The 6,835-nt window shown below is 29.1% G+C and carries 7 protein-coding genes; 2 read left to right on the plus strand and 5 right to left on the minus strand.

Annotated elements, in window-relative coordinates; translation table 11 throughout:
• Positions 1–376: 376 nt before the first annotated feature.
• The 5 genes from OIO11_RS12240 to OIO11_RS12260 form a co-directional block, all read right to left on the minus strand.
• Complete coding sequence (locus tag OIO11_RS12240; protein WP_268071744.1) at positions 377–1,243, minus strand: PHP domain-containing protein; 867 nt, start codon at positions 1,241–1,243, stop codon at positions 377–379.
• A 197-nt stretch (positions 1,244–1,440) separates the two neighbouring features.
• Entirely contained in the window at positions 1,441–1,737 is a 297-nt protein-coding gene (locus tag OIO11_RS12245; RefSeq protein WP_268071745.1) for a hypothetical protein, read from the minus strand.
• 127 nt (positions 1,738–1,864) lie between these two features.
• Positions 1,865–2,734: a radical SAM protein gene (locus OIO11_RS12250; RefSeq protein WP_268071746.1), complete on the minus strand. Its 870-nt coding sequence runs from the start codon at positions 2,732–2,734 to the stop codon at positions 1,865–1,867.
• 261 nt (positions 2,735–2,995) lie between these two features.
• Complete coding sequence (locus OIO11_RS12255; protein ID WP_268071747.1) at positions 2,996–4,171, minus strand: transglutaminase domain-containing protein; 1,176 nt, start codon at positions 4,169–4,171, stop codon at positions 2,996–2,998.
• Between the two features lie 79 nt (positions 4,172–4,250).
• Complete coding sequence (locus OIO11_RS12260) at positions 4,251–4,394, minus strand: hypothetical protein (RefSeq protein WP_268071748.1); 144 nt, start codon at positions 4,392–4,394, stop codon at positions 4,251–4,253.
• A 512-nt stretch (positions 4,395–4,906) separates the two neighbouring features.
• On the opposite strand from OIO11_RS12260, the gene OIO11_RS12265 reads away from it, so the two are divergent.
• Together OIO11_RS12265 and OIO11_RS12270 are read left to right on the plus strand one after the other, a co-directional pair.
• Complete coding sequence (locus tag OIO11_RS12265; protein WP_268071749.1) at positions 4,907–5,176, plus strand: ACT domain-containing protein; 270 nt, start codon at positions 4,907–4,909, stop codon at positions 5,174–5,176.
• Positions 5,177–5,204: 28 nt separating this feature from the next.
• Positions 5,205–6,560 (plus strand): PFL family protein, encoded by a 1,356-nt coding sequence (locus tag OIO11_RS12270; RefSeq protein WP_268071750.1) that lies wholly within the window; start codon positions 5,205–5,207, stop codon positions 6,558–6,560.
• The last annotated feature ends 275 nt before the right edge of the window (positions 6,561–6,835 follow it).

Below are 6,835 nucleotides of genomic sequence, written 5' to 3' on the forward strand. Positions count from 1 at the left end.
AATCATTGCCAAACCTGCTTCGCAGACAATACCAAAAACTTCTTTCTCTATTTGCTTGAAATTTAATTTTAAATCATCTAAAATTATATCATTCATGTTAAAGCTCCTTTCTATATTTGTTGTTGGGTAACTATAATTATAAAAAGTCTTTGACATGAATAAAAGGCCTACCGGCAAGGTAATTGCTGGCGGCCTTTCCTTATTTTTTGCCTAAAAATATTTTACTTACTCGTTCAATGATCAATTTGTGAAAAAACTTCGACAAAATTTTAATACACTGAATAGTAATTGTACAAATTCACTTCAGTAAAAATGCTATTCTCAATCATAATTGAAAATAGCATTTTTATGTTTATATTTCATATCCTACTGTCTTTTATCTAAAACTTAAAATTTTTAATTTTATATGTTCTTCTAATCTCCCCAAATTTACTTCTTTAATTGTAACTTTAGGATTTCCCATACTTCTTTCCTCAATAAATCCTCCATGAAAATCCGAACCCGCAGTTATAATTGTATTATTTTTTCTGCACCACTCTAAACATAATTCAGTTATTTTCTCATTATGATGTGGATGAAAGCATTCTACGCCTTCAATACCAATTCTCAAAAATTTATCTAATTTATCAAAAACTGTTGTATCATCTTTACTATAATAAGGATGTGCTAAAACAGGTACTCCATTAGCTTTTTTGATTATTTTTATTACTTCTTCCGTATTTGAGAATTTCGGAAATTGAATTCCATTCTCCTCACAAAAAAGCCTTGTAAAGTAATCTTTTACATCTACACACAGCTTCTCATCAATTAAGAAATTCAGAGCCTTCCATCCACCTCTGGCATTATCCTGCTCATATTTCTCATACTTCAAATAGTCAATATCATAGCCTTTTTCTATTAAATATTTTATAGAATCATCATCCTTTTTTTCTAACAGATATCTGTTATGTTCCAGCAATTCTGATAATTCTTTATTTGTATTATCTGTACCATATGCTAAAATGTGAAATAATTTTCCTTCCAAGGTACTTGAAACTTCAATCCCCGGCAAAAATGCTATTCCTTCATCTTCAGCAAATTTTTCTGCATCTTTGACATTTTTAATCTCATCATGATCAGTTAATGATATTAACCCTATTCCCTTTTTTGCAGCTTCCCGAACAATTTTTTGTGGACTATATGTTCCATCGGAAGCTGTAGAATGAATATGCAAATCCAATATAATATCTTCTTTTAAAATCATACTACACACCTCATCTATTTACATTATACTGTATAATCGTCTTTTTAGTTCCACACTATTTTTCTACCAGTTAGCAAAATGTATTCTGTTTATTTATATATAAATTTCCCAAGACTCTTTTATACTATTCTTCAACATTCTGCATCTTTACCACAAACTAAAAAAATGGCACTTTTAAATGCCATTTTTTTACTCATTTATTTCTTTAGTTCTTCATAATCAACATCAATTACTTTACAATTAAATATATCATCAATATTTTGTTCAAATATTTTACTTGTTTGAATATCTTCATTATCTTCTTTTCCTGTAAATTCATTCAATTTATTCATAATAACTTTTATAATCTTATATCCTATCCATGAAATTAATGCTACAGGTATCAATAAAAATATACCTTTCAATAGAATTAATAAAACAAAACCAACCACTATCATTGATATCATTGATTTTAAAGTTCTTGTTGCATTTAATCCATTATTTGAATATTCCATTCATATCCCTCTTTCTGATATTTCATTTATATATATAATATCATACTTCCCGAGAATATGGTACTGATTAACTCTTAAAAAAGTATTAACAATTTGTTAATTGAGTGAATTTTTTAACTTTTTCACTTTACAGTCTTCTGTAAAACTCATCTTTAAATCCATGATTTTCTTCAATACATCTGTCCAGCTTTGCTAGCAATTCTTCTTTTTCCTCGTTTAATGTTGCTGAAAGAGGTATATAGTTAGATGCATGATTACTTCTAAATACGCAATTACTTACTTCCAGGTTTTTAATAAATTCTCTTGTTTCCAGCATAACTTCCTGTGGTGATAAAAGAGTAATTTCTCCATTTTGTACTTGTTCATACATTTCTGTACCTTTTTCAACCATAAGAGTAAGTAATCCTAAATAATCTGGATTTATCCCATTAACAACATTAGCAGATTCAACAGCATGCATTTGCCACTTTCCTTTTCCTCCTAATCCCGATATAAGAGTTGCAGAAAGTTTTATTCCTGTTCTTTTTACCTTCTTACCTGCTTCAATCATCTCAGCTGCAGTTGCACCTTTCTTTATATCCTTTAGTATCTCATCACTTCCTGATTCAATACCCAAATATATTATATGCAATCCTAACTCTTTTAACTTAACAAGATCTTCTTCACTCTTTCTTATTATGTCCTTAGGCGTACCATAAATTCCAACTCGTTCACATTCTGGGAATAATTCTTTGATTTTTAATAAAATCTTCTCCAAATCTTCAGTTTTTAAAACTAAAGCATCTCCATCTGCCAAAAATATTCTTTTTACTGTACTGTAGTAAGATCTCGCCATTTCTAAATCTATAATTATATCCTCAAGTTTTCTTACTTTAAAATTTTTCTCCTTAAACATGTCACAAAATGTACATTTATTATGCGAACATCCTAAAGTAACTTGAATAATTAAACTATAAGCTTCACTAGGTGGTCTGTATACCGCTCCTTCATATCTCATCTATGTAGTCCCCTTTCAATTGTATTTTATTAATATGCATTACAGATATTTAGCTAAACCCAACATATGATATAAGATGTCTTTCACAATTTGTATTAAAATAATTATGTTCAACTACATCTCTACCAATATCTGTTATTGGATTATATCACACTGCCTCTAAATGACAATATTCGTCTTTTATTTTTGTACTATTACTTCTGTACGCTCTCTATATATCAAATTCATACACATTATATCATATTTTCTCTCAATGTGATACTAATTGATATATTTTGTAGATGTGCATTTCGGATATTTTTCCAAATTCCATACATGGTCCCTGGACATCTTTTCATCATTTACATTAAAATAATTATGTGTTATTACATTTCTGCCTGTATATGTCACTGGATCATCCCAAGTTGCATCTAAATGATAATATTCACCTTCTATTTTCACAATATTCCACGCATGAGCAATAGTACCTGTTCCATCATCACCATACCCTGTAACATATATACATTCTATATCTGCCATATTCAGCAATCTATATAAAGCTCTTGCATAACCTGCACAAACCCCTGTATCTTGCACAAGAATTCCATAATCAGTATAAGACTCAGAAGGCATATTTCCAGTAAATAATCTCTTATCATATTTTGAATTATTGACTACATAATCATGTAAAGCTAATTCTTTTTCACAATCACTCATTCCTGCTTTTATAACTTTTGAAATTATCTCCTCAGCCTTTTCTTCCGACAACCTTCTCATTTCCATCATGTATTCTTTAGAAAACTCATATTTAATATTTATTGTCATTTTAGCTGTACCATCTTTATAGGATATTATACTGGCTTCAGCGCCATTATATCCATACTCAATATTAGGATAATCTTCTATAACTTTATTTATAACGTCCAGCTTATAGTCTTGTGAATTATACTTATTTATTTGAATTACAATTTCACTTTCAAAATTATGTAAAGCATGTCCTATTGCGTAATAAAATTCATCATAATTATTAATTATGCCACTAGGTTCCTTTGCAAATTCTTCTCTTTTATTCTCAGTGATAAACTCAAATTCAACAGGTTGTACTATTGTTTTACCATCTAGACACTGAAGTCCACTATTAATTATCATCGTATAACTTTTTCCATACTTATATCCATTTACTGCTGAAACTTTTAGAGCTTTATTTTTGTCATCATAATTAAATCGTAAATCCACGTTCTTATTCGTGTCTTGTTCTACTATTTTTATATTATTTAAAGTATTTTTATCTATTTCTTTATTGAATGTTATCGTCCAAATTTTGTTTATACCTACATCTTTTTTAGAGTCCCACAGTTTATAATTCATTTCACTTCCAAAGCCATACTGAAATACGAATAATAAGCTTGCCAATAAAGTATAAACAAATATTTTTTTGCTTTTATTTTTAATTCTCATAAAATCCCCCTATTTTTCTTTAGTTTTGATATATTTAATTATCTGTTAAAATAATTTAAACTTAAGTTATTTATTTGATTTATTCATTTTTTCTAATTTCTTGTTTCACCTCATTCATAGCTAGTTCAATTTCTATTTTTTTAATCTCTTCTGAAGTAATTTCTTTATAATCTAAATGAGCTTCATTCTTATAGCTTTGATAATATATTTTCTTTTTATTCATAATCTAACTTACACTCCTCCCTTTAACATATGGTTTGTTCAGTATATAGTCTGTTCTAAGCATCTATTCTAAGGTAATTTTTTCACCACATCTTAAAGGTATTATTTTTTATAGAATATATTTGGTATTAATAGTTTTAAGCTATGCACATTATGATTACTTAGCGGAGTCAAAAATGTTAGAAACCAGTGCTTCTAGCTCCTTAGATATACGTAAAACTCAAATAAATATGGTATAATATATAAAAATAATGAAACTGCTAATAATATAAAAGAGCCTTGATTAAATGTTGTATTAGAATTATTTTAAAAATTTCTGTAACAATTTCTTTATAAATTCTTAAGGTAAAATATTGAATTTGTAAGAAATATTTCATTATTCAATTATTTTTCCGTACATTAAATCGCTAAATTTTTTGTATGAATTTTAAAAATTGATTGTATTTTCAGCAAAATTACTATATTATATTTATTAAAAACAAAACTGTAAACCATGAGATTAGGAGGAATATTATGAGATCAATCATCACTGTATTAGGTAAAGATAAAACTGGAATTATTTCTAATGTGAGTACTATACTTGCAGAGGCTAATGTGAACATTTTAGATATTAGCCAAACAATTCTTCAAGAATATTTCACAATGATTATGTTAGTAGACTTGTCTAAATGTAAAATATCCTTTAACGAATTAAAAGATATTTTAGACGCAAAGGGAAATGAAATGTCTTTATCTATAAAAATTCAACGTGAAGACATTTTCAATTCAATGCACAACATTTAAATTTTGTAAAAAAGGGGCTATTACTATGATAAATCAAAACAAAATAATAGAAACCATAAAGATGATAGAAAAAGAAAAACTAGATATTCGTACTATAACTATGGGAATTTCATTGAGAGACTGCTGTTCTTCCAGCGGTGAAAAATCAAGACAAAAAATATATGATAAAATAACTAAATATGCTGAAAATTTAGTTAAAGTAGGTAATGAAATAGAAATGGAATATGGAATTCCCATAATAAATAAAAGAGTATCAGTAACTCCTATAGCATTAATTGCTGAATCATCTGAAGATGATAATTATGTTGAATTTGCCAAAACTTTGGATAAAGCTGCTAAAGCTGTTGGCATTGACTTCATCGGTGGTTTTTCTGCTTTAGTTCATAAAGGATATTCTATTGGAGACAAAAAACTTATAACATCTATACCTGAGGCATTAAGTGTTACAGATAAAGTTTGTTCATCTATAAATATAGGTACAAGTAGATACGGAATAAATATGGATGCTGTAAAAGAAATGGGTGAAATCATTAAAAAAACAGCATATTTAACTAAGGATTCAAATAGTATTGGCTGTGCTAAGCTTGTTGTATTTGCTAATGCAGTAGAAGATAATCCTTTCATGGCAGGCGCTTTCCATGGGATAGGCGAAGCTGAATGTATAATCAATGTTGGTGTAAGCGGTCCTGGTACAGTAAAATCTGCTCTTGAAACAGTTAAAGGTGAAAGCTTTAATGTATTATCGGAAACTGTTAAAAAGACAGCTTTTAAAATTACTCGTATGGGTCAGCTTGTTGCATCAGAAGCTTCAAGAAGACTTAATGTTCCTTTTGGAATAATAGATTTATCCTTAGCACCTACTCCTGCTGTTGGAGATAGTATTGCTCATGTACTAGAGGAGATGGGGATCGAAAGCTGTGGTGCACCTGGTACTACAGCAGCTCTTGCTCTTTTAAATGACGCTGTAAAGAAAGGTGGAGTAATGGCTGCCTCTGCAGTTGGAGGTCTTAGTGGAGCTTTTATTCCAGTAAGTGAAGATGCTGGTATGATTAATGCCGTACTTAATAATTCTCTAAACCTTGAAAAGCTTGAAGCAATGACTTGTGTTTGTTCTGTTGGTCTTGACATGATAGGAATACCTGGTGATACTCCTGCTGAAACAATTTCAGCTATAATAGCTGATGAAGCAGCTATAGGTGTAATTAATAACAAAACTACCGCTGTAAGAGTAATACCTGTATATGGTAAAACTGTTGGTGACATGGCTGAATTTGGAGGACTTCTTGGAAGTGCACCTATTATGAATGTTAGTAAATTCAGCAGTGCTGACTTTATCAATAGAGGCGGACAAATTCCTGCACCAATCCACAGCTTTAAGAACTAAACAATAAAAGAATGTTGCTTCGCAACATTCTTTAGTAACCAGAGACCAGTAACCAGTAGCCAGAAAAAAGAAGATTAAAAATTTTAAATTCAATAAAAATAAACATAAAAAAGAGCAAGAACATAGAGAATTTCTATATTAAAATGGCACCTATAGATTGGACACTAAAAAAAGTGTCTAGTTTATAGGTGCTTTTTTATGTATAATTATCATTAAATATGGAGGTCTTTAATATGAGTAAAATTACATTCTCAAAAGAATCTATTGAAAGATTA

This window comes from Clostridium sp. ZS2-4, from assembly GCF_026719745.1.
Taxonomy (GTDB): Bacteria; Bacillota; Clostridia; order Clostridiales; family Clostridiaceae; genus Clostridium_H.

What these genes read in the sequence shown, in the direction of transcription:
- OIO11_RS12240 (WP_268071744.1), bottom strand. Translation starts at nt 1,243, where the DNA reads ATGATTTTAAAAGAAGATATTATATTGGATTTGCATATTCATTCTACA.
- OIO11_RS12265 (WP_268071749.1), top strand. Translation starts at nt 4,907, where the DNA reads ATGAGATCAATCATCACTGTATTAGGTAAAGATAAAACTGGAATTATT.
- OIO11_RS12250 (WP_268071746.1), bottom strand. Translation starts at nt 2,734, where the DNA reads ATGAGATATGAAGGAGCGGTATACAGACCACCTAGTGAAGCTTATAGT.
- OIO11_RS12260 (WP_268071748.1), bottom strand. Translation starts at nt 4,394, where the DNA reads ATGAATAAAAAGAAAATATATTATCAAAGCTATAAGAATGAAGCTCAT.
- OIO11_RS12245 (WP_268071745.1), bottom strand. Translation starts at nt 1,737, where the DNA reads ATGGAATATTCAAATAATGGATTAAATGCAACAAGAACTTTAAAATCA.
- OIO11_RS12255 (WP_268071747.1), bottom strand. Translation starts at nt 4,171, where the DNA reads ATGAGAATTAAAAATAAAAGCAAAAAAATATTTGTTTATACTTTATTG.